We start from the raw sequence: 21,983 nt of genomic DNA, 5'->3' as shown, positions 1-21,983 counted from the left end.
CAGGCGTGCCGATGCCGACGAAGCCTTGAGAGGCGCAGGGAAGTCATTGATTTAAATAAATTTATACATAGGGGTTGACGGGTTGGCAAAGCATCCCTAGAATGCGCGCCACTTGCAGCGTAAAGCGAACAGCGAAACGCGGCAGGGAGTGAATGTTGTAGTGTGTCCCCTTCGTCTAGTGGCCTAGGACACCGCCCTTTCACGGCGGTAACAGGGGTTCGAGTCCCCTAGGGGACGCCATTGCGGGAATAGCTCAGTTGGTAGAGCACGACCTTGCCAAGGTCGGGGTCGCGAGTTCGAGTCTCGTTTCCCGCTCCAGATTCCATCGGTGCAAACCGATCAAAAAAGAGGCCTATGGCCTCTTTTTTTGTGCCTGGAATTTCTTACCAGCAAACGTGCGTATCGGAAATCTCGACCGACGCACCTGTCATTTCTATCAGTATCCAAAGTTCCCTCTAGCAGTTTCAATGAGCATCAGTGGCTATCAACCATTGTTCATGTTCTGTATCGCCTGGGGATTTTTAATGGGTAAGTCGTCAACACTTCATCTCGCCTTGTTTACTGATGAGAATCTTCCGATCCCTCGGGTTCCGGCGGTCGTCAAAGATGAAGCAGGGAACGATAATCCAGAGGGGATCGTCGCTCGTTCCGCGCTCGATCTGCCGTTGGAGGTAGTGGTGCCGGAATGGGACTTCTCGACCAGGCCTGGCGTTGCTGATGTGCTTGAGCTTGGCTGGCGCCCGGAAGGTGCTGCTTTTTACCCCATTGACAGCCAAACGCTGATGCCCCCAATCGCGCCGGGGGACAAGGCGTTGCATGTTCCCGCAAATCTACTGCTACAGGGTAGCTTCTCGCTGTCCTACCGGGTTACGCGACTCGGCAATACTACCGATTCTTTTATCAAACGCATCACTGTGGATCGGTTGCCTCCCAATGAAAATCAAAGGCCCTCGGCTGCGCAATTTCCGGACGACTTGGTCGGCGTTATTACCGATGATTATCTGATTGAGCACGGAGAGGTTGTTGCCAGGGTTCCGCCCTACCTTGGCCTGCAGGCCTTGGATCGGGCGGTGTTCTATTGGTCTGAGCTCGATCCTTTACCCGATGACACGGTTGAGTTGGGTGCGCGCACATTCACTCAGGCGGATATCGATGCCAAGTACTTGCCTTTGCCTGTAGCCGAAGAGGCGGTGCGTGCGGGCGGTGCCGGTAGGCGGTTTCTCTCCTATCGGTTATATGATTTGGCGGGGAATGAGAGCCCACTTTCCTACGTCGCGCCGATTCAGGTCGATCTGGTTCCAGCGCCATCCAATTTGCCGGCGCCACGGGTTCCATTGTCGGTGCGGGGGTTCATCGACCGTCAGCATGCGCGAGACGGGGCCGACGGCCAGGGGGGCGTGACCGTCGAAATTGATGCTTATGATAATGCGCTACCCAATCACTTTGTGGTGCTGTCATGGGGTAGTCAGGAGCTTCTCGAGTTCCCAGTTGACCCGAGTGCTTTTCCGTTGGTCGTCTATGTGCCGTGGAGGAAGCTGATCGGCGACGGCTTGGGTCCTGACAGGGTGCAGGTCAGCTATAGAATTCGCTATGGGGCTTCGTATTCACAACCTTCTCCCAGCACCTTGGTGTCGTTCGATTTCACCATCGCCGGACAAGACCATGCCAATGCCCCGGCATTGCTGAATCCGACGCTGGCCCTGGTCGAGGTCCGAGGTGTGTTAGGACGCCCCAATCAACTCACCGCTCAAGATGAAGGGCTCGATGCGCACGTGTTGCTGACCTTGTTCGAGGATCCGCAGCCAGGGGAGTACCTCGAAGTGTTTTGGGGGGCGGTAGTGGAGCCAGCAGCGCGTTACGACGTCCAGCCTGGCGACGTTGCGGGCAAGCAGTTGGACTTGCTTGTGCCCTGGCGCATTGTCGAGCAGGACAAGAATAACGTCGCCCTGCCGGTTTATTACGTCACCAATAACGGAGTTAACCAGCAGCAGGCATTAGCCACCGCTGTTTCGGTGGTTATCGTACCGATCGAGGGCCTGCCGACTCCGGAGTTCCCCCATGCCGATCTTCATGGCTATCTCAATTGCGGTACGGTCCCGGCGTTATGGACGGGGGTCACCATTCATGTGGCCGGCGATGAAAATTTCGCCCAAGGCGATCTCGTCGAAGTGACCTGGCAAGGTTTTAAAAGCCTGGGAGGCAACGGGCCCATCCCCAGCACACAGCTGGTTATTTCACGGGTGTTGAGTTTGGGCGATGCCAAGGACGGTTTTGACGTCGTGGTCCTGCCTTACAGCACGCATATCGAACCGCTGATCGATAATGCTTCGGCGACGGCCAGTTATAACTTGATTAAAGCAGACGGTGGATTTGGACGGTCAGCACGTGAGTTGGTGAGCGTTACTCGCAAAATGCCCAGCGGCGACATTTGTGGCCCCGACAAAGACCGGTAAATAACGATTGGGATGCTGTCGACCATCGTTTAAGTAAGACCCTACAGTTTTCATATTAAAACATGACGTCGCTCGCTATGTCGTGACGTCTTTCGGCTGCACTTATCAATGAAGAGGTTGGCGATATGGGCAAGAATGAAAATATAACTGCACAACAGGCTCGCATCCACAGTCGGGCGTTGAGGATGAACACATTCGCTAATTTGGATGATCCGATATTCAATACGGCAAACCCCCTGTTAGCTGATACGAGTGATGATGCGCCTAACCAGCTTCATACAGATTATCAAGGGAAGGATCTGAAAATCGATATCCCTCAATTCGAGCAGGGAGGAAATGGCAGACCGGGTAATATTACTTTGCATTGGCAGGGGGACCCCATCGGTACACCGTACGCGTTCACAACACCTATTACAAACTTCCCAGTGACGATGGTACTTCCTGCTTCTGCCACTCGCACGGAAGGCTCATTCCTGTTGCACTATGTTGTCAATATTCGAGGCAATATCAGTCAGTCGGCACCCATGACAATTAATATTGACAAGACGGCGCCCAACAATAACGTCGGCGGTGCGCCTGTATCATTGCCCGCGGAGGTCGAGGCGAGTGGAATTACCCGGGCGTACTTGGATGCCAATGGTGGAAAAGTACTTGTAACGGTAGATGGCGGCTATGTGGATGCCAAGATCGGCGATGTAGTCGAGGTGTGGTACGGCCCTTCGATTCCCCTGGCCAGTAAGGTCGGCGAGGTTACCCGGGCAAATCTTGCCGACCCGATAACCTTTGATCTGCTTGAGTCAATGCTTGGGGAGGAGGGGGAGAAGTCACTCTTTTACAAACTCGTGGATCGCAAGGGAAATGCGGGTCCAAATTCTGAATACAAGAAGTTCAATGTCGAGCTTACTGCACCGCCTGCTGGATTGGCCCCACCGACGGTTCCGTTGGCAAGTGATGGGTTGATTGATTATGCCGATGTTGTCGATGGTGTGCGGGTCAACATCGCCCCCTACAGCAATTGGTTTTCCAGGGATTTGGTCATCGTCACCTTCGACGGTATCGATCACGCGCCTCAGCAGATGCCACAGAGTGGTGCCAGTATTCTGCTTCCGTATTCGTTGGTGTTCGGAGGGAATCTGGGGGAAAAAGCGTCGTCAGTCACCTACCGCATTACTCGCGGGGGCAACTCGTTCGACGGTCCGGGCAGTGCTGATTTCAAGGTGGATCTGCGCACCCCGGGGCCGGATCCTGTCGACCCTCCGGCAGTGGTGCATCCTGGTTTGAACCTCCCGTCGGTCAAAGGGGCGGTATCTCCCGAAGGTCAATTAAAAGCAGCTGATCGCGACCAGGACGTGGAGGTAACAATCCTTATCTATGACGCGCCTGCCAAAGGCGAGTATGTACAACTCTACTGGAACGGTGAGGTAGTGCCGGGTGCCCGTTATGAGGTTCAGGGCGACGAAGCCCCGACTTTTCAGATTCCCTTCGACCTACCTTGGGACATTATCGATGCAGCGGGTAATGGTGACATCCCTGCCCACTACATCGTAGGCCACGCGCTCAACGATAACGTATTGAGTTCTGCTGCGAGGGTTGTCAACGTCGAAGGCGTGCCTATTGTCTTGCCGCAACCCAGTTTCCAGAACCTTGACCTGTCGTTCCCACCCGAGGAAATTCTCAACTGCCCATCATTACGCCTCGAGGCCGGTGCCTTGGTGGCGGAAATCGCCGTTCCCAGTGATGATCGGCTGGCTGGTAATGAAATGACATTTTTATATCAAGGTTGGTCGGATGAGTCGGGTACAGTGCCTATCGATGGGACGGACGATTCTTTCACCTATACACCGTCAGCTGAGGAGGCTGCGAGTGGCTTCACGGTCACATTGCCTTATGAGACTGCTTTGAAGGAAACCCGCCAGGCTTACGGCAGCATTCATTACACCGTGGCTCTCGGCGGAGTGACTGTCGACTCTCCTAAGCACTTGGTTATTATCGAGCTGCTGCGCCCCGGTGGTTTCTACTGTGAAATTCCCGCCTCACGATCACGCCCCTAGTTCCAAGTAGGTTGATACGAAAAAGGGAAGCATTTGATGCTTCCCTTTTTTTATTGCCGTTCGCGGGCGAGTTAAAAGCTGTACCGCAAACCTATGTTTACGCCATAAGGCTGCTCAATATGCTCGCCATTGGCGTACTCCAGGTCGAGGTGTACCTGTAGACCGTTATTCAATCCCAAAGCCAACCCGGCCCCGAGCTCGCCACGTGAGCCGGACAAGTCATTGTTGAAGCGATTGTTGTTGACCTTCACTGTGTTGCCTTTGGCGAACTCATGCGCCCAGGCACCCCGTAAGTAGGGTTGCAGTTTGCCGCCATTGGCAAGTTCGAAGGTACGGCCGGCGGTCATCCCCGCTTTGCCGAGCAACGAATGAGTGCGCTCGCCGTCGGCTTCGAGGCCGTTGTCCAGGTTAATGTCCTTACCTTCAATGGTCACCGCCGACCATTGCGTGAAAGGTTCGATGAAATAGCCGTCGGACAGTTGCACGTGGCGTCCGAGCTCCAGCGACATGCCGGTCGCGAAGTTGTCGTAATCGCCTTTGCTGTGGGTGCCATCATTGATCGCCACCTTGGCGCGGTTCTGGAAGCGATTGAGCTTGATCAGCCCGTCGAAGTAGTAGCCGGAGTCGGCATCCAGCCAGGTGGTGTATGCACCAATGTAGTAGCTGTCGATGCTGCCAGAGGTGCCTTCGTTGAGGTCCAGATCCGACTTGCTGTAGCCAACCAGCCCCCCCGCTAGCCATTGCCCGTCACCCCAGGGTAGGCGCCCATCGGCACCCATCGATAGACCATGCTGATTCTGCTGATAACCGGTACCGCTGGCATCGGCGACGTTGTATTTATTGCCGTAGCTACGCATCCACAAGCCGGGCTGCCCCCCGTTGAAGCGCAACTCTCCCATACGACTACGCAGGGAAGTCAGCTCGCCATACCAGACCGTTGGGGCGGTATTGAACAAGGCCATCACCGTGCGGGTACCCGGGCTAACAGTGCGCTTTTCCGGATCGAGGTACCAGTCGGTGCCACCAGCACCGTTGGCCGCGGACGACAGTTCGTACGCCCAGGCGCCGACCGCTACGGGTCTGCCGTTAGCCAGGCTGAAGTTTGCATCGCCTGCGTCGGTGCGAACAACGGTCAACTGCTCAGGAGCAAGAGGGTCTGTACCGGAGTCGGTGATCTGCAACTGATGGCTGCCTGTCGCCTGACCGACATTGAGCACATCATGCTCATTGGTGCTGAAATCCACATTCATCGCGAACACCCCAGCGCCGCTGAGGGTGGCGACGTCGAGGGTGTAGAAGTTCTTGCCTGAACCCATATTTACCAGGCCGCCGTTCATCGTCAAGGTGCCCAGCTGAGTTGTTTCTGTCATGTTGAAACTTGACTGATCGCTAATGCTCAGTTGTTCGACATTCACCAATCGACCGGTGAAGGCCGACTGATTTTCGAGCGACAGTGACCCGGTACTGCCGGCCTCCACTTCGAAGTTACCGTTCCAGCGCGTTTGATCCAGTGCAAGGTTGGCAGTGCTGTTGCCATTGACCTGAACATCGCTACTCAGATCACTGCGGCGAAGAGCGACTGTGGCGGTGGAGGCATCGCGGACCAGCAGCGCTACGTTGTCTTGGCCGACTAGCTTGGTACCGTTGTGTATTTCGATCGTGGCATTGACGCCTTCTTCGATCAACAGTGCAGGACCTGTACGGCCAGTGACCTCAGCGTTATCCAGTACCAGCGTTGGCGACGTGAGATTTTCAGGGTCGCTTGCCAGCAGGATACCGCTGACATCTCCACTGATTTGGCTGCCGACCGCGATCACTTCTCCACCAAGAATGTTGATGCCACTGCTGCTGAGGTCGCGGCCGGTAATTGACGTATTGCTCAATTGCAGGGTGCTGCCCCCCGTGACCTGTGCCCCAACAAAACCGCCAACGATGTTGCTGTCGTTTACCGTTACCTGGGAGCCTGTGGTGGAACCGATCTGGCGATTTACCGACAAGCCGGATGAGTCGGCGCTGATATTGGCGTTATTCACCGTGGCCGTGCTGTTGGTCACGCTTAATCCATCGAATACCCCGCCTGCGATGGCTCCGCCATTGAACTCGAGGGTGGAGCCCGAGTTGATGCTCAGGGTTCGGGTGGTCGCACCATTGACGGTCAAGGAGCTGCTGTTGAGTACGGTATAGCCATCCACAGGAGTCGACTCATCGATGACCAGGTCGTCGCCATTGTCGATAACGGCTGCGCTGGCCAATGACGTAACGAGGAACAACGGTATAAAAATAAATAGCGCTGATTTGATTGGGAAGGGCGGTGCTAATGAGCTGTTACTTGGCATAGTCATAATCCTGTTGGCTGCAGTCGGAGGCAGAGCGGAGTGGAACTATTTAATCGATCCTTGTCAGAAAGGTCTGTAGGAAAACTCATCAAACAGTGCGCTCACAATCACCGCAAAAGGCACGTAGGTCATGCGCTACTTTGAGTCGGGCGTAATAGCAAGTGTCGAAGTTTCCCACTGCTTTGCCTACCTGTTAATTTTGTCAGTAGACACATGTTTTGGAATGAACTACAGGTTGCGTAGTTTCTACAGGCACCTAACAAAAATGCCAGTTGGAGCTAGTCCTCTTCAGGTATTCAATGACGCTAACTGACTGATTGAGGAAGGGCCCATGCCATCGTTATTCGAAGATAGTGAATCAAACACGGAACAAAGTTCGCCGATGTTGGCGGCGCCTCGATTATTGGTCGAGCTGGAAGTTCCAGGTAAGACCGGGCCGGTTCCGAGTGGTGAGTGGGGCATCAATATAGCTGCCGCGCGCGAGAACTTTCCGCGCGAGGGGCTGCAGGTCTACGTTCCAGCCTGGCCGCAGATGGGGCGAGGCGATAGTGTCGCTGTGCTGTTGGCAGGCACTGAGATCACGCGTAAAACCGTTGGCGCGGATGAGGTCGGTGCGCGGCAAACGCTGTTCATTCCGTCCAATCGGATTACCGATGGTCGTACGACCATCAATTATCGGGTCACGCGTGTGGGCCAAGTGCCGGAGGATTCTGCCGTGACCGAGGTACTGGTCAAGCTCGACCGCCCGGGCGGGCAAGACCAGAACGGCAGTTTGCCAGGCCATTCTGAATTGAAGCTGAGCTTACCGGCGCAGATCATCAAGGATGGTGTTGACAAGGAGGCCGCCGCCAAAGGGGTAGTGGCCACGATTGAACCTTACCCCTTCATGGCCGAATACGATGAGATTCGACTGACGTGGGGTGGCCAGTTCGTCTTTCATACTGTCACCGAGAGTGAGGTGGGTAGTGCCATTGAAATAACGGTGGACGAAACGACCATTCTGGCAGCGGGGGACTCAGGTAATGACGGCCTGGCAGTCGCGTTCGAAATCTATGATCTGGTGGACAACAAGTCTGAAGATTGGAGCGCCGAAATTCGGGTGGTCGTAGACACTGGCAATTCGAGGTTGAATGCCGGGATCGTTAAGGAAGCCAGAAACAACACGTTGGACCTCGACGCGCTGGGCCTTGCGCCAGTGACACTCCAGGTGATTGCCCTGCCTCCCGATTTTGAGCACGGCGATGAAATCATTGTCACGTTGGCGGGCACTACTGCCGAGGGTGTCGCGGTCGACATCGACTATCCGCCGCAGGCCATCGACAACCTGCCGCATGTCTATGAAATCGCAGTCGCCAATAGCGACGTGCGACGCTTGGCCAAGACTCAAGGTGCTTTCAAGTACAGGCTAGTGAAGTCGGACGGGTCGGTGCAACACGCCAGGGGGCAATTCGTAACCATTGTTGGTGAACCAACGCAACTGGCCGCACCGATTGCCAAAGATGCCGAACAGGGCAGTCTGGACCCCCTGTTGCCATTCACGACCATTGAAGTGCCTTGGGACGAGTCCATGGCCGCGGGCCAGGTCCTCAATCTGCAATGGTACGGCACCAGGCCAGATGACAGCGTGTACTTCCCGGAACTAATGCCTCACGACATAACCAACGGTGAAGCGAGCGCCAAGCTGCCCATCGAGTTTCATGTCGAAGGCAAGCACCTACAAGCCATCGAGGGCGGTGGGCTCGAGCTTTATTATGAACTTATCAACGATCAGGGAACAGTGCGAAAGTCACTGACTACGGCCCGATTCAATATCGGTCAGCCCAGAGCTGAATTGCCAGCGCCGATTGTCAAAGATGCCACCGGCGATGTACTTGATCCAGGAAACTTGCCACCAAACGGCACCACTTTATATGTGAAGTCTTATACCGGCATTGCCATTGGCGACACGTTGTATTTCTCCTGGCAGGGATCCGCGACCGGCAACGATGAAGATTCAATCAGAATCAACGCCAATAACATAGGTCGTTCCGAATTTGCTTTGGCGATCTCGCTGGATAAGGTCAAGGACAACCAGGGTGGCACCGTCAAGGCTTCGTATTGGGTACAGCGCGCCGATGGGCGTGTCAGCAACTCCGATGTACTGAGGCTGCACATTGGAGAGCGACAGGTGCAATTGCCGGCGCCAGCGGTCGCTGAAGCAGATGCTGAGGGGGTGATCGACCCTGGTGCTGTACCTGGTGGTGCAACGGTAGTGATCGCCAGCGCAGCTGAGCTGGCGGTAGGCGACAGCGTCAGGGTTGTGCTCAGTGGGAAAGTTGCAGATGAACAGACGCATCGGGTGACTGAGGCGGGTGAGCAGCATTTCAATTTGCCCTATGCAGTAATCAAAGCCAATGAGAACAGCAGCATTGAATTGCAGTATCACGTGCAGCGTGGCGGTAGAGAAGTTGAGGAATCTTCACCGATTGCCGTGTTTGATATACGCGTCAAGGTTGGGAAGGGGCGGTTGAAAGTCTTGGGCGCTCGGCGCAACCGCAGCAATTGCCATTCACATACCTCGCCTAGTTATCTGCATGCCTTCGATGCCGAGACCAACCTTCCGCTGCAGGCCGAGTGGAAATACGCGACGGATGAGGAGTGGACGTTGGCCATTCGGTGGCGGGACACCGAACCGCAGTTGTTGCTGCAAGTGCGTACCGCTGATGACCAGGTGATGGTCAACCCTGCCAATGTTTTTGGTAATGGCGATATTAATAGCACTTCGCCGGGTGAGTCTGCTTTCGTCGCGCTTCGAGATGACGGTAGTCTCCGTGCTTGGGGGCATCCCGATACCGGTGGTGTTGTTCCAGACCATGTTAAAGAGCTTAGCGACTTCGTTGAAGTCAGTTGCTCTGCCCGCGCTTGTGCCGCACGGCGGGTCGAAGGGACTGTAGTGGCTTGGGGACGTAGGAATTTTGGGGGCGTTATGGGCAGTATTTCGCCCACCGGCTTTATCCAGACGGTTGCCTCAGGTAAGGCAATCGCGGGCTTAAAACATTCAAGTGTAGTGGCTTGGGGGGGCTCGTCTTGGGGTGGAGTTGTTCCTAATGATATTGCTTATCGGGACGACATCATCAAGCTGGTAGGAGGGGGAGGAGGTACGTTTGCTGGATTGCTTGGCGATGGGCATTTGGTTGCCTGGGGGCTATCGGATTCAGGAGGAGTGGTCCCGGCTAGAGTCGCCGCACTGAATAATTTCGTTGACGTTAAAGCTAATCGCTTCGCCATTGCTGCGTTGCGTGGTAATGGCGAACTATTTACGTGGGGGAACTCCTTGGGGGGATCGCCTGGGGGAGTACCAACCGACATCGTCGAACTTTGCTGTGGTAATCAGGCGGCGTTTGTGGCGAAGCGGGCAAGCGGGCACTTATTGGTCTGGGGCCACAGAGGCTTTGGTGGGCGCTTACCGGGCGACATTGGTTCCATGACAGACATTATCGATGTAGCTGCTACCACCCGTGCTTTTGCAGCTGTAAGGGCTGACGGCAGGGTGGTTGCCTGGGGCGACTCGGTGGAGGGCACTGTGTCACCGGAGGTGGCCAATATAAGCGATGCCGTCCAAATAACGGGTTCCATGAGCGCCTTTGCTGTATTACGCCGTAACGGAACAGTGTTGGCTTGGGGCGACCCCAGAACAGGTGCTGATATCGGACCGGTCCGTAGTGAACTTGTCAATGTACAGGCCGTATATAGCAATGCCGGGGGGTTTGTGGCCTTGACATCCGATGGAAGGGTGGTGGCCTGGGGTTCAAAAACAGGCGGTGGGGGTAACTCGGCTCATCGACACGAATTGGATGGGTTCGTTTCCTATTATGCATCGCCGACAACCCGGGGTCGGGCTCTGAGCGCTCAGCGAGCTATCGGCACGGCAATGCTCAAAACTGTTTCGGCTAAGTAATTCAAGCCGAGTCAGGCCATCTCGCTGCTTCAGCGCACATCAGTCATGTCAAGAAAGGATTTTCAATGAACACTTTCAGTGCCCGTCTTTTCCCTCTTCGAAGAGGGGATCTGGACGTCCTGGCTCCGCGCCCGTTGTATATCGCCGGCATGATCACGCCGGTCGAGCAGGGTGATGCCGGTGTCAATATTGCTGTTGTTGAAAGCGACCCTGGCGGCGTACTGACGCTTATCGATCCTTATCTGGACATGCAGGTAGGGGACCGGATTACGGTATGGGTCGAAGGTGAGCAAAGGCTTGAGTTGTTCGTGGAACTGGCGGATCTCGGGGAGCGGCTCTTTTTCTATCTACCCAAAGAGTTGTTTCAGCCTGAATGGATGGAGAACATCCATTTCCAACTACTTCGCCGCGGCAGCACTGTGCCTGAGGATTCGGTGCCATTGCGCTTGCGAATCAAGCTCAATCTACCGGCTGGAGTGGATAAGGAACCTCACTTGCCAGGGCATTCCGAGCTACTGCGTCCGCAGGTGCCTCAAGACGTTGTCGACAACGGCGTTGATGCTGAGTGGGCAGCCCAGGGGGTTCCGGTAAGCATCGGAAACTACCCGGATCGGGCTGCCCGCGACACAGTAGTGCTGCGATGGGGAAGTGTGCGACTTGCGCGTCTGATCAGTGAGGCTGAAGCGGCCGGAGACGAGCCGGTGGAAATTCTAGTCGACCAGGCTGCGATATTGGCCGCCGGGGACAGCAATGGGCTGGCGTTGTTCTATGAGGTTTTCGATGAAGTGTGGAACTACTCATCGGACTGGTCGCGTGCGACTGAGCTTAAGGTAGATGCCGGTGCCTGGCGTCTGGATCCGCCCATTATCAAGGAAGCGTTCAATGGGCAGATCGATCTGATTGCTTTGGAAGCGAATCCCGTCACCGTGCAGGTCTGGATGGATGGTGAACCATTCGCCCTCGGCGATACCATCGAGTTCACCTGGATTGGCACGCCAATGATAGGCGTTCCCCTTGTTCATACCGAGTCGGTGGTGGTCAGCAGTTTGCCCTCGGTACTCGAACTCAAAGTCCCCAACGCTGATGTTCGTGCCATTGCTTCCGGCACTGCCGATGCTTCTTATGTGCTGAGAAAAACCACGGGTGAACCACCGCAGTCGTCCAAGCGTGCATTTGCCAGAGTTATTGGAGAGCTGTCACAGCTGCCTGCACCGCTGATCCTGCAAGCTGTAGAAGGCCAGCTCGACAGTCGGCTCGAGTATGCCTGGGTGCAGGTCGGGCCTTATCCAGGCATGTCCAGCGGGGATGTAGTTAACCTAGTATGGCTGGGTACGCGTGCAGATGGCAGCGTCTACTTGCATGAACAGGAGATACTTGTCAGCGAAAACTTGGTTGGCAAGCCCCTGGAAGTGGTGGTGGAGGCGGCGCACATTGCTGAACTGGACAGCGGCACCTTGCAGTTGTTCTACCGAGTTTCCAACGATCAGGCCGTCGTCTATGACGTGCGTGAATCTGCGCGCAGCTACTTTCGGGTGCTCCATTTACGGCAGGAGCTGCCTGCTCCGATCGTGCCGGAGGCTGATGGCGACGTGCTCGACCCAGAGATGGCGGTTCCTAATGGTGTGACGTTGCGCGTCGAATACACTGGCACTCAGGCTGGGGACACACTTACCTATTATTGGCAGAGCATTTACGCCAATGGCACGGCCAGCGATTGGGTGCCCATCACCGAGGCGTCTAAAGAGCGGCCGGTGAGTTTTCGCATACCCGCTTCCTTGATCGAAGTATCGCGTGGCACTGTCATCAATGCCCTGTACTCGCTCAAGCGAGGTGATCAGGTTCAACTCTCCAAGGTGCTCGAACTGTATATCGGTACGCCGATACCTGTTGTTATCAGCGAGGTTGCGGACTCCTGGGGGACGGTGGCCAACGGCGGCATTACAGTCGACACCAAAGTTACGCTGACAGGCACGGCACGAGCGTCTATGGGGGTAGAGCTTTTCGACGAAAGTGAGGCAATAGGTCGAGCGGGCGCTGATGAGCAAGGCGCGTGGAGATTTCCATTCCTGGACCTGGTGCCCCGGCGCTATAACGTCAGGGCCAAAGCGTTGTACGGCGGTGGCGGCGAATCTGAGGTGTGGAGTTTCACGGTAGTGGCTGATAATGCTCCGGTCATCACTCAGGTATTGGATGGCACGGGGGATATTGCCAATGGGGGTTCCACGGTCGATACGGCGGTTACCTTGGTAGGCAATGCCAGCGCGGGTTTGGAGATCGAACTATTCGAAGGTGGCGTTTCCTGGGGCAGGGTGACCGTTGATGAAGAGGGCGACTGGCGACTGCCGAAAACCGCGCTCCAGATTGGAACCTACCGCGTCAAAGCCAAGGCTTGGTACGGAGATCAGCAGGTATCCGAGGAGCGCACTTTTCAGGTGGTGGCAGAGGTTGACCCAACCATTACCCGGGTGACGGACTCCAGGGGGGAGCTGGCCGAGGGGCAGACCACGGTTGATACGCGGGTGACAGTAGCCGGCAAGGCCAGTATCGACCAGGTTGTTGAACTGTTCGACGGCGTGGAGTCGCTCAATACGGCTCCTTCTGATGCTCTCGGTAACTGGACATTGTTGCTCACGGACCTGTCGGTCAAAACCTATGTCATCAAGGCGAAAGCTCGCTACGGCAGTGGCGCAGAATCGAAAGCGCGTACATTTCGTGTAGTCGACTATGTGTTTCCTACCGTCGAAAGTATCAGCGATTCAAAAGGAGAGGTCGCCGACGGCGGTGCGACGACCGATAGCACTGTCAAGCTGGTGGGCAAAGCCAGTGCCAATGAACAGGTCGAAATTTTTGATGGAGCGACGTCTAAAGGTGTTTCACGGGTTGCCAGTGACGGATGCTGGACGCTGCAGCTGACGGGGTTGACGCAAAAAATCTATAGCATCAGAGCCAAGGCCCTGTATGGCAATGGCGAGGAGTCGGCCCAGAGAACGTTTACCGTTTTTGCTGATATCAAGCCAAGCATTACGAGTGTAAAGGATTCGCGCGGTGAGGTCGCCGAGGCGGGAACCACGGTTGATACCTCGGTCGTTTTATCGGGCAAGGCTAGCCTTGGTCAGAAAGTTGAATTATTCGAAGGAACAAGCTCGCTGGCTACGTTGACGGTGGATGCCAACGGCGACTGGACCTATTCGATAGCGAACTTGGCGCTACGCCAATACCGATTCAAAGTCAGGGCGCTGTACGGCAATGGCCAGGAGTCGAGCAGTCGCACATTCACGGTGGTAGCGGACATCGCACCGACCATCATGAGTGTGAAAGACCACAAAGGCGAAGTGGTTGAGGGCGGTTCTACTTTTGACTCGAGTGTTACCTTGTCTGGTCACGCGAGCATCCAGCAGCGGGTCGAAATATTCGATGGCGAGGTAACGAAGGGAGTCGCGACGGTCAACAGTAGTGGCATCTGGTCTCTGACAATGAGGGGTTTGACGGTCAAACGTTACAGGGTCAAGGCTGTAGCGCTTTATGGAAGTCGCCAGGAGTCTTCTGTGCGTACCTTCGAGGTTCGTCAGGGTGTAACGCCGGTTATCGATCGTGCTCAGGACAGTAAAGGTGCCTCGATTGCCAATGGCGGCCGCACCTATGAAACAACCGTGACCTTATATGGCACCGCACAAGATGGTCAGCAACTACAGATTCTGGATAATGGGGCGCAGAAGCAAACAGTGACAGTTGGCACGAATGGTAGTTGGCAGGCCTCGATGTCAGGTTTGTCTGCCGCGCAGCATGATTTCACCGCCAAGGGCCTTTACGGCGACCAGCCTGTTTCCAACGCTTGGCGAGTAATCGTCGACTCACGTCCACCGTTGCAAATCGATACCAGCGCCATGGTATTGAACGGGGTGATCTACGTACGGGCAGATAACGGCAACGGGCCAAGCTCGCGACCTGCCAATACTTCCCGGCAACGCAGGGCCTCTGGGGGCTCACCGCCGCTCGTTTACTCCTCGAGCAATCCGAACGTAGCCAGTGTAGATAGCAACGGCACCGTGCTATCGCGCGCAAACGGATCGGCAGTCATTACTGTGCGGGACAGCTCGGGGCAGTCCGCAGGTTACAGCGTGACGGTGCAGAATGTGCGCAGGATGAATCTCCTGGCTGCGGCGCAGTACATTGTTGGATGGGACAGTCGTTTGAATTTGGCGCAATTGCGTGAAATCTACAACCAATACGGACCGGGTGGAGGAATTGCCCAGGTCGGTTTCCCGGGCGGCAGGTACTGGGCAATTGACCAACGTTTGATCTGGAATCCGTTTCCTCGAAACCAGGCCGCTTTCAAGGACATGAGTGGCGGCGGTGAGGGGTGGGAGGCGCAGCTTGGGCCGCTCTATCCCGGTATTCGGTTGAGTTGACCGGGTCCAGAAGTCAGCAGGAAGGCAAGGGCAGATGGGAATGGTTTCCTTGCCTTTACTGCTGCGAAGTCATTGATTTAAATAAATTTATATAAAGGAGTTGACGGCCTTTCGCAGCATCCCTAAAATGCGCGCCACTTGCAGCGTAAAGCACTCAGTGCAGCGTGGCAGGAAGTGAATGTTGTAGTGTGTCCCCTTCGTCTAGTGGCCTAGGACACCGCCCTTTCACGGCGGTAACAGGGGTTCGAGTCCCCTAGGGGACGCCATTTTGCGGGAATAGCTCAGTTGGTAGAGCACGACCTTGCCAAGGTCGGGGTCGCGAGTTCGAGTCTCGTTTCCCGCTCCAAATATGGCGCTCCAGCGTTTGACAACGCTGTAGTGATGAGTAAAAGGGCTGTTTGCCTTTTTTCTCGCCGAGTTAAATCGGCAGCTACAAAATTTGCGGGAATAGCTCAGTTGGTAGAGCACGACCTTGCCAAGGTCGGGGTCGCGAGTTCGAGTCTCGTTTCCCGCTCCAAACAGAAAAACGCCGTTCGTTTGAACGGCGTTTTTTTTCGTCTGGAATTATGTTGGCTGACTGAAGCGGCAGAACTTTTCAATCCTGCCGCCTGTGCGGATCAGTGCTTGCTGTCGTCGTCGGACATGCTCAACAGCTGTTTTTCCTGGTTCCAGTCGAACGGCTCGTCATTCTGCTCGGCTTCATAGCGGCGCTCTTCCAGGGTCTGGTAGATCATCTGCTCTTCATCAGGCATGTAGTGCAGGCAGTCACCGCCGAAAAACCACAACAGATCGCGCGGCACCAAGTGGGCAACTTGTGGGTAGCGTTGGATAATCTGGCAAATCAGGTCCTGACCCAGGTAGGTGCTTTCCGGGTCAACCGGCAGTTGCAGCATCAGGTCATCGAAGCGCTCGAGAAACAGCGCGTGACTTTCTTCCGGCACTTGCTCGGCTTCGCCCAAGGCAGCCAGGATGGTGCGCAGGTGGGTAAGCAGGGCGAGATGATATTCCAGGCGATCGGTAGCCATGCTGGCGATCCTCTTGAGCAAAACGGGCGCGGGAGTATACGGCCCCCGGCGCCCGATGTCCCGGCCGTTAACGAATTTTGCCGGGGGTAGGCAGGAGTGCCTCCTTGCTGAAAGCATCGACATCGATCACGGTGCGTCGCGCTGCTTCGGCAGCGTGCAGTGTTTGCGCTTCAGTGGCTTGAAGTACACCAGCGCGCAGGGCTGCATCGATTGTCGACTCACCGGGTGCGGGGCTGACCTTGCCCTCCTTGACTGCCTGATGCAGTTTTTTATGCACAGGGGCGCATTCTTCGAGCAAGGTGCAGGCTTGCTGCAGGGCGCCGACCGGGTCGTTGGTATCCATCGGACGGTAGCAGCCAGCAAGCAGTTCCTCGAGCGCCGGGTCGCCCTTCGGTCGTCCGATCAAGGCGGCCACTTCTGCATCCAGGGCATCGCTCGGGCCGGTATGCCTGCGGCCGAAGGGAAACACCACAATACGCAAGGCGCAGCCAAGGAAGCGATTGGGGAAGTTGTCGAGCAGACGGTCCAGGGCCTTTTCAGCCTGGCCCAGGCTCTCTTCCATGGCCCAGCGCAGCAGTGGCTGCAAATGCTCGGGCGACCCCAGGTCGTGATAGCGCTTGAGCGCGGCAGAGCTCAGGTAAAGATTGCTCAGCACATCTCCTAGGCGGGCCGAGAGGCGTTCACGGCGCTTGAGCTCGCCACCGAGCAACATCATGCTCATGTCGGCAAGCATGGCGAACGCTGCGGCCTGGCGATTGAGTGCACGGAAGTAGCCTTGGCTGAGGGCATCACCCGGAACCCTTTCGAAATGGCCCAGGCCCAACCCAAGGACCAATGTGCTGGCGGCGTTGCCGATCGCGAAGCCGATGTGCTGCATAAGCAACTGATCGAACTCCTTGAGTGCCTGCTGGTGGTCTTCGCGCCCAGCCAGGGCCATTTCCTTGAGCACGAAAGGGTGGCAGCGAATGGCACCCTGGCCAAAGATCATCAGGTTGCGCGAGAGGATATTGGCGCCTTCGACAGTGATGAATATTGGCGCACCTTGCCAGTTGCGCCCCAGGTAGTTTTTCGGCCCCATGATGATGCCCTTGCCACCGTGCACATCCATGGCGTGCTGGATACATTCGCGGCCACGCTCGGTCAGGTGGTATTTGAGCACTGCGGAAAGCACCGAAGGTTTTTCGCCCAAGTCCACGGCCTTGGCAGTGAGCAGGCGCGCGCTGTCCATCAGAAAGGCATTGCCACCGATTCGCGCCAGTGATTCCTGAATACCTTCAAAGGCCGCCAGCGGTACGTTGAACTGTTCGCGCACCCGCGCATATTGGCCGGTGACCAGGCTGGTATATTTGGCTGCTCCGGTACCCACTGCCGGCAGTGAGATCGAGCGGCCCACCGACAGGCAATTCATCAGCATCATCCAGCCTTTGCCGAGCATGCTTTGACCACCGATGAGAAACTCCAACGGGATAAACACATCCTTGCCGCTGTTGGGCCCGTTCATGAAGGCAGCGCCCAGAGGCAAGTGGCGTTGGCCTATCTCGACGCCGGGGGTGTCGGTAGGGATCAGGGCCAGGCTGATACCCAGCTCTTCTTCCTCGCCGAGCAAGTGTTCCGGGTCGTAGGCCTTGAACGCCAGTCCCAGCAAAGTGGCTACAGGGCCGAGGGTGATATAGCGCTTTTCCCAATTAAGGCGCAGGCCGATGACTTCTTCGCTTTGCCATTGGCCTTTGCAGATGACACCGGTATCGGGCATGGCGCCGGCGTCGGAACCGGCCAGTGGCCCGGTCAGGGCAAAGCAGGGGATTTCTTCGCCACGGGCCAGGCGCGGCAGGTAGTGCTGACGCTGCTCGTCAGTGCCGTAGTGCAGCAGCAATTCAGCCGGGCCGAGGGAATTGGGAACCATGACCGTCGATGCCAGGTCGCCACTGCGGGTCGCCAGTTTCATCGCCACCTGTGAGTGAGCGTGGGCCGAGAAGCCTTTGCCGCCATACTCTTTGGGGATGATCAGGGCAAAGAAGCCATGGGACTTGATGTGCTCCCAGGCCGCTGGCGGTAGGTCCAGGTCCTGGCCGATCTGCCAGTCGCTGACCATGGCGCAGAGTTCTTCGGTGGGGCCATCGATGAAGGCTTGTTCTTCTTCGGTCAGCTCAGACTTGGCGTAATCGAGCAGGGTATTCCAGTTCGGGCGGCCGCTGAACAGTTCACCATCCCACCATACGGTACCCGCATCGATGGCTTCGCGCTCGGTTTGCGACATAGGGGGCAGGGTGCGCTTGAACCATCCGAACAAGGGCCCGCTGAAAACCCGGCGGCGCAGGTCTGGGAGCAGTACCAGCGCGGCTTTGGCTGCCAACACCAACCACAGAATTGCTAGCAGCCAGCCAGGCGCATGGCTGAAAATACCCATCAGCAGCACATACGCTGCAAGGATTGCCAGTGCAGGCACCGCGGCGATGCGACGGTGGGCCATGTAGGCGGCGCCGATCACCAGAACCACTAACCACAACAGCAACATGTCCATTCCTCCATGAAACAAAAAAGGCATTGCGCGAACCATCAGAGCTTAGACCGCATCCGACAATCGGCTTGTCAGAACAGTGACAGGTCGTGGCTGCTGGAGTTCGCTGAGGGAGTGGGGCAATTGTCATAGCTGATGTCTGCGGTAGACTGAACGGCCGCACATTCATCAGGACGTCGTCATGCTCAAGATCTGGGGCCGGAAGAATTCGACCAATGTCAGGAAAGTACTGTGGTGCGCTGAAGAGTTGGGGCTGGAGTATGAGTCGGTAGATGCCGGTGGGGCTTTTGGGTTGGTCAACGAGCCCCAGTACCGGGCGCTCAATCCCAATGGCCTGGTGCCTATGATCGAAGATGACGGGCTGGTGCTGTGGGAGTCCAATGCCATCGTGCGGTATCTGTCGGCGCGCTATGGTGCCGAATCTGGCTGGTATGTGGATGACGCGCGCCAGCGTGCCGAGGCAGACAAATGGATGGACTGGACCACGTCATCGCTAGCCGTGCCCTTCCGGCCTCTGTTCTGGGGGATTCTGCGAACGCCCGCCGAGCAGCAGGACTGGGTGGCGATCAACGCGGCGCACAAAACCTGCGCACAAATGCTGTCCATTGCCGATCAAGCCCTGGCTCGCCAACCTTACTTGTCCGGTAGCGAGTTGGGCATGGGCGATATCCCGCTGGGCTGCTTTGCCTACGCCTGGTTCGAAATGCCCATCGAGCGCCCCGAAATGCGCCATTTGCGCGCCTGGTACGAACGTTTACAGGCGCGCCCGGCCTTCCAGGCGGCGGTCATGACGGCATTGACCTGAATCCAGCGGTCAAGCTGATAGTTATTATCGATACACATGACTGTACTTGTATGGCCTGGACAAGCACCATGGCCATATTCACTGCGGCCGGCCTGTCCGGTCGCGTCTTGAACCATTCAAACTGGTACGCGATCCGCTATGAGTTCTGCTCTGTCCATAAGGCAGCTAACCAAAACCTACGGCAACGGTTTCCAGGCCCTCAAGGGTATTGACCTGGATGTCGCCGAAGGTGATTTCTTCGCCTTGCTCGGCCCCAACGGCGCCGGGAAATCCACCACCATTGGTATTCTTTCGACCCTGGTCAATAAAACCAGCGGTACAGTGAGCATCTTCGGCAATGACCTTGACCGACAGCCCGCAGCGCTCAAGCGCAGCATTGGTGTCGTACCGCAGGAGTTCAATTTCAACCAGTTCGAAAAAACCTTCGATATTGTCGTGACCCAGGCGGGTTACTACGGCATTAGCGCCAAGGTGGCCAAGGAGCGCGCCGAGAAGTATCTGACGCAGTTAGGTCTCTGGGATAAGCGCGATGTGCCGTCGCGTTCGTTGTCGGGTGGTATGAAGCGCCGGCTGATGATCGCCCGGGCGCTGATGCATGAGCCAAGGCTGTTGATTCTCGACGAGCCGACGGCAGGTGTGGATATTGAACTGCGCCGCTCGATGTGGAGTTTTCTCACCGAGCTGAATCAGCAGGGCATCACGATCATTCTGACCACCCACTACCTGGAAGAAGCCGAGCAGCTTTGCCGACATATTGGCATCATCGACCACGGCACCATTGTCGAAAACACCAGCATGCGCGCATTGCTCGGCAAGCTGCATGTGGAAACCTTCCTGCTCGATCTCAAGCATGACTTGTCCCAGGCACCGAACCTGGCCGGTTACCCGTGCCGGCTGATAAGCCCGCACACGCTGGAAGTGCAAGTGGACAAGGATGTGGGCATCACGGCGTTGTTCAGCCAGTTGGCCTTGCAGAATATCGAAGTGCAGAGCCTGCGCAACAAGACCAACCGTCTCGAGGAGTTGTTCGTGTCCCTGGTGGAAAAAAACCTGGCGAAGGTGGCGGTATGAGTTCGGAATTGAGCGCCAATCTGGTCGCCCTGAATACTATCGTCTATCGCGAAGTGCGTCGGTTTACCCGGATATGGCCACAGACCCTGCTGCCCCCGGCAATTACCATGGTTTTGTACTTTGTGATCTTCGGCAACCTGATCGGCCGGCAGATCGGCGATATGGGTGGTTTCACCTACATGGAGTACATCGTGCCGGGATTGATCATGATGTCGGTGATCACTAACTCCTACGGTAATGTGGTGTCGAGCTTCTTCGGCAGCAAGTTCCAGCGCTCCATCGAAGAGTTGATGGTGTCGCCTGTGTCGCCTCACACCATTTTGATCGGCTACACCTTGGGTGGTGTCTTGCGCGGGCTGGCGGTGGGGGTGATCGTCACCATGCTTTCGCTGTTTTTCACCCACCTGCAGGTGCATCACCTGGGTGTGACCATTCTGGTGGTGGTGCTGACCGCGACCATCTTCTCGTTGCTGGGTTTTATCAACGCAGTGTTTGCGCGCAACTTCGACGATATTTCGATCATTCCGACTTTCGTCCTGACGCCGCTGACCTACCTGGGGGGCGTGTTCTATTCGATCAACCTGCTGCCGCCATTCTGGCAGACCGTATCGATGGCCAACCCGGTGCTGCACATGGTCAACTCGTTCCGCTACGGCATCCTGGGTGTTTCGGACATTCGTATCGGGGTGGCTATCAGCTTCATGCTCGCTGCCACTGCCGTGTTGTATTTAGGCTGTGTGCGCTTACTGGTCAGTGGGCGTGGAATGCGTACCTGATACCTTCTGTTTGCGCCGGCGCCACTGCCGGCCTACCCACCAGCGCCAGTAGAGCATGGTCAGGCAGTAAGCCAGGGCGCCGAGCAGCAGGCCGCAGACCACCGAGCCAAGCAGGAATGGCTGCCACAGGGTCGACAGCTGGCCGGTGATCCATTCGAAGGTGAGTTCATCCGGCAGGGTCCTGGCTGGAACCTGCATGAGCCAGGCTCCCATCTGGTAGGTGCAATAGAACACCGGCGGCATGGTGAACGGGTTGGTCAGCCAGACCAGGCTGACAGCAATCGGCATGTTGCCACGCACCAGGATCGCCAGGCTCGCGGCCAGCAACATCTGCATGGGCACGGGAATGAACGCCGCGAACAGGCCGACAGCCATTGCCCGGGCAACCGAATGTCGATTCAGGTGCCAAAGGTTCGGGTCGTGCAACAGCCGGCCGAGAAAGCGTAAGGATTTATGTTCCCTGATGCTGGTCGGATCGGGCATGTAGCGTTTAAAGAGACGACGCGGCATGTAGGCTCTCGACTGGGTGAAGTGGCAAGTATGCACGGAATCTAAAAGCCCCCCATTACAGACTTTGTGACAATTATTGAGTGAGTGCTTGG

Annotated in this window: 11 protein-coding genes and 5 tRNA genes; 12 read left to right on the top strand and 4 right to left on the bottom strand. The window is 56.4% G+C overall.

Annotation, left to right across the window (positions count from 1 at the left end):
• Positions 1–164: 164 nt before the first annotated feature.
• The 4 genes from V0R60_RS23955 to V0R60_RS23940 all read left to right on the top strand — a co-directional run bounded on the left by V0R60_RS23955 (position 165) and on the right by V0R60_RS23940 (position 4,504).
• Positions 165–240: transfer RNA gene (locus V0R60_RS23955), tRNA-Glu, on the top strand.
• Between the two features lie 2 nt (positions 241–242).
• Positions 243–318 (top strand) — tRNA-Gly (locus V0R60_RS23950).
• A gap of 149 nt (positions 319–467) precedes the next feature.
• Positions 468–2,453: a hypothetical protein gene (locus tag V0R60_RS23945; protein ID WP_330080816.1), complete on the top strand. Its 1,986-nt coding sequence runs from the start codon at positions 468–470 to the stop codon at positions 2,451–2,453.
• A gap of 125 nt (positions 2,454–2,578) precedes the next feature.
• On the top strand, positions 2,579–4,504 hold the full coding sequence (locus V0R60_RS23940) for a hypothetical protein (protein ID WP_330080815.1): 1,926 nt from the start codon (positions 2,579–2,581) through the stop codon (positions 4,502–4,504).
• A 71-nt stretch (positions 4,505–4,575) separates the two neighbouring features.
• Here V0R60_RS23940 and V0R60_RS23935 read toward each other — a convergent pair whose 3' ends face one another.
• Positions 4,576–6,756, bottom strand: a complete 2,181-nt coding sequence (locus tag V0R60_RS23935) for an autotransporter outer membrane beta-barrel domain-containing protein (protein WP_330080814.1) — start codon at positions 6,754–6,756, stop codon at positions 4,576–4,578.
• Positions 6,757–7,171: 415 nt separating this feature from the next.
• Between V0R60_RS23935 and V0R60_RS23930 the strand changes: the two genes are divergently transcribed.
• The 5 genes from V0R60_RS23930 (at position 7,172) to V0R60_RS23910 (ending at position 15,703) form a co-directional block, all read left to right on the top strand.
• Positions 7,172–10,777 carry a hypothetical protein gene (locus V0R60_RS23930; protein WP_330080813.1) on the top strand — a complete coding sequence of 1,202 codons (3,606 nt, stop codon included), beginning with the start codon at positions 7,172–7,174 and terminating at the stop codon, positions 10,775–10,777.
• A gap of 134 nt (positions 10,778–10,911) precedes the next feature.
• A complete protein-coding gene (locus V0R60_RS23925; protein ID WP_330143363.1) occupies positions 10,912–15,186 on the top strand; it encodes a hypothetical protein in 4,275 nt (1,424 codons plus the stop codon).
• Between the two features lie 190 nt (positions 15,187–15,376).
• Positions 15,377–15,452, top strand: a tRNA-Glu gene (locus V0R60_RS23920).
• A gap of 4 nt (positions 15,453–15,456) precedes the next feature.
• Positions 15,457–15,532 (top strand) — tRNA-Gly (locus V0R60_RS23915).
• A gap of 95 nt (positions 15,533–15,627) precedes the next feature.
• Positions 15,628–15,703, top strand: a tRNA-Gly gene (locus tag V0R60_RS23910).
• A 100-nt stretch (positions 15,704–15,803) separates the two neighbouring features.
• Here the strand turns inward: V0R60_RS23910 and V0R60_RS23905 are convergent.
• The gene (locus tag V0R60_RS23905; protein WP_136475161.1) at positions 15,804–16,211 is read right to left on the bottom strand and encodes a PA2817 family protein; all 408 of its coding nucleotides are present in this window, start codon (positions 16,209–16,211) and stop codon (positions 15,804–15,806) included.
• Between the two features lie 67 nt (positions 16,212–16,278).
• Positions 16,279–18,726 (bottom strand): acyl-CoA dehydrogenase, encoded by a 2,448-nt coding sequence (locus tag V0R60_RS23900; protein WP_330080811.1) that lies wholly within the window; start codon positions 18,724–18,726, stop codon positions 16,279–16,281.
• Between the two features lie 184 nt (positions 18,727–18,910).
• On the opposite strand from V0R60_RS23900, the gene V0R60_RS23895 reads away from it, so the two are divergent.
• The 3 genes from V0R60_RS23895 (at position 18,911) to V0R60_RS23885 (ending at position 21,381) form a co-directional block, all read left to right on the top strand.
• Positions 18,911–19,534 carry a glutathione S-transferase family protein gene (locus tag V0R60_RS23895; protein ID WP_136475163.1) on the top strand — a complete coding sequence of 208 codons (624 nt, stop codon included), beginning with the start codon at positions 18,911–18,913 and terminating at the stop codon, positions 19,532–19,534.
• 138 nt (positions 19,535–19,672) lie between these two features.
• Complete coding sequence (locus V0R60_RS23890) at positions 19,673–20,605, top strand: ABC transporter ATP-binding protein (RefSeq protein WP_330080810.1); 933 nt, start codon at positions 19,673–19,675, stop codon at positions 20,603–20,605.
• Positions 20,602–21,381 carry an ABC transporter permease gene (locus V0R60_RS23885; protein ID WP_136475165.1) on the top strand — a complete coding sequence of 260 codons (780 nt, stop codon included), beginning with the start codon at positions 20,602–20,604 and terminating at the stop codon, positions 21,379–21,381. The genes V0R60_RS23890 and V0R60_RS23885 overlap by 4 nt, the downstream gene beginning before the upstream one ends.
• Here the strand turns inward: V0R60_RS23885 and V0R60_RS23880 are convergent.
• Positions 21,349–21,891, bottom strand: coding sequence for a DUF2062 domain-containing protein (locus V0R60_RS23880; protein ID WP_136475166.1), 543 nt, complete (start codon positions 21,889–21,891; stop codon positions 21,349–21,351). The genes V0R60_RS23885 and V0R60_RS23880 overlap by 33 nt on opposite strands.
• Positions 21,892–21,983 lie beyond the last annotated feature (92 nt).

The organism is Pseudomonas auratipiscis, assembly GCF_036324085.1.
GTDB lineage: Bacteria > Pseudomonadota > Gammaproteobacteria > Pseudomonadales > Pseudomonadaceae > Aquipseudomonas > Aquipseudomonas auratipiscis.
This window is presented reverse-complemented; position numbering and strand designations above follow the sequence as displayed.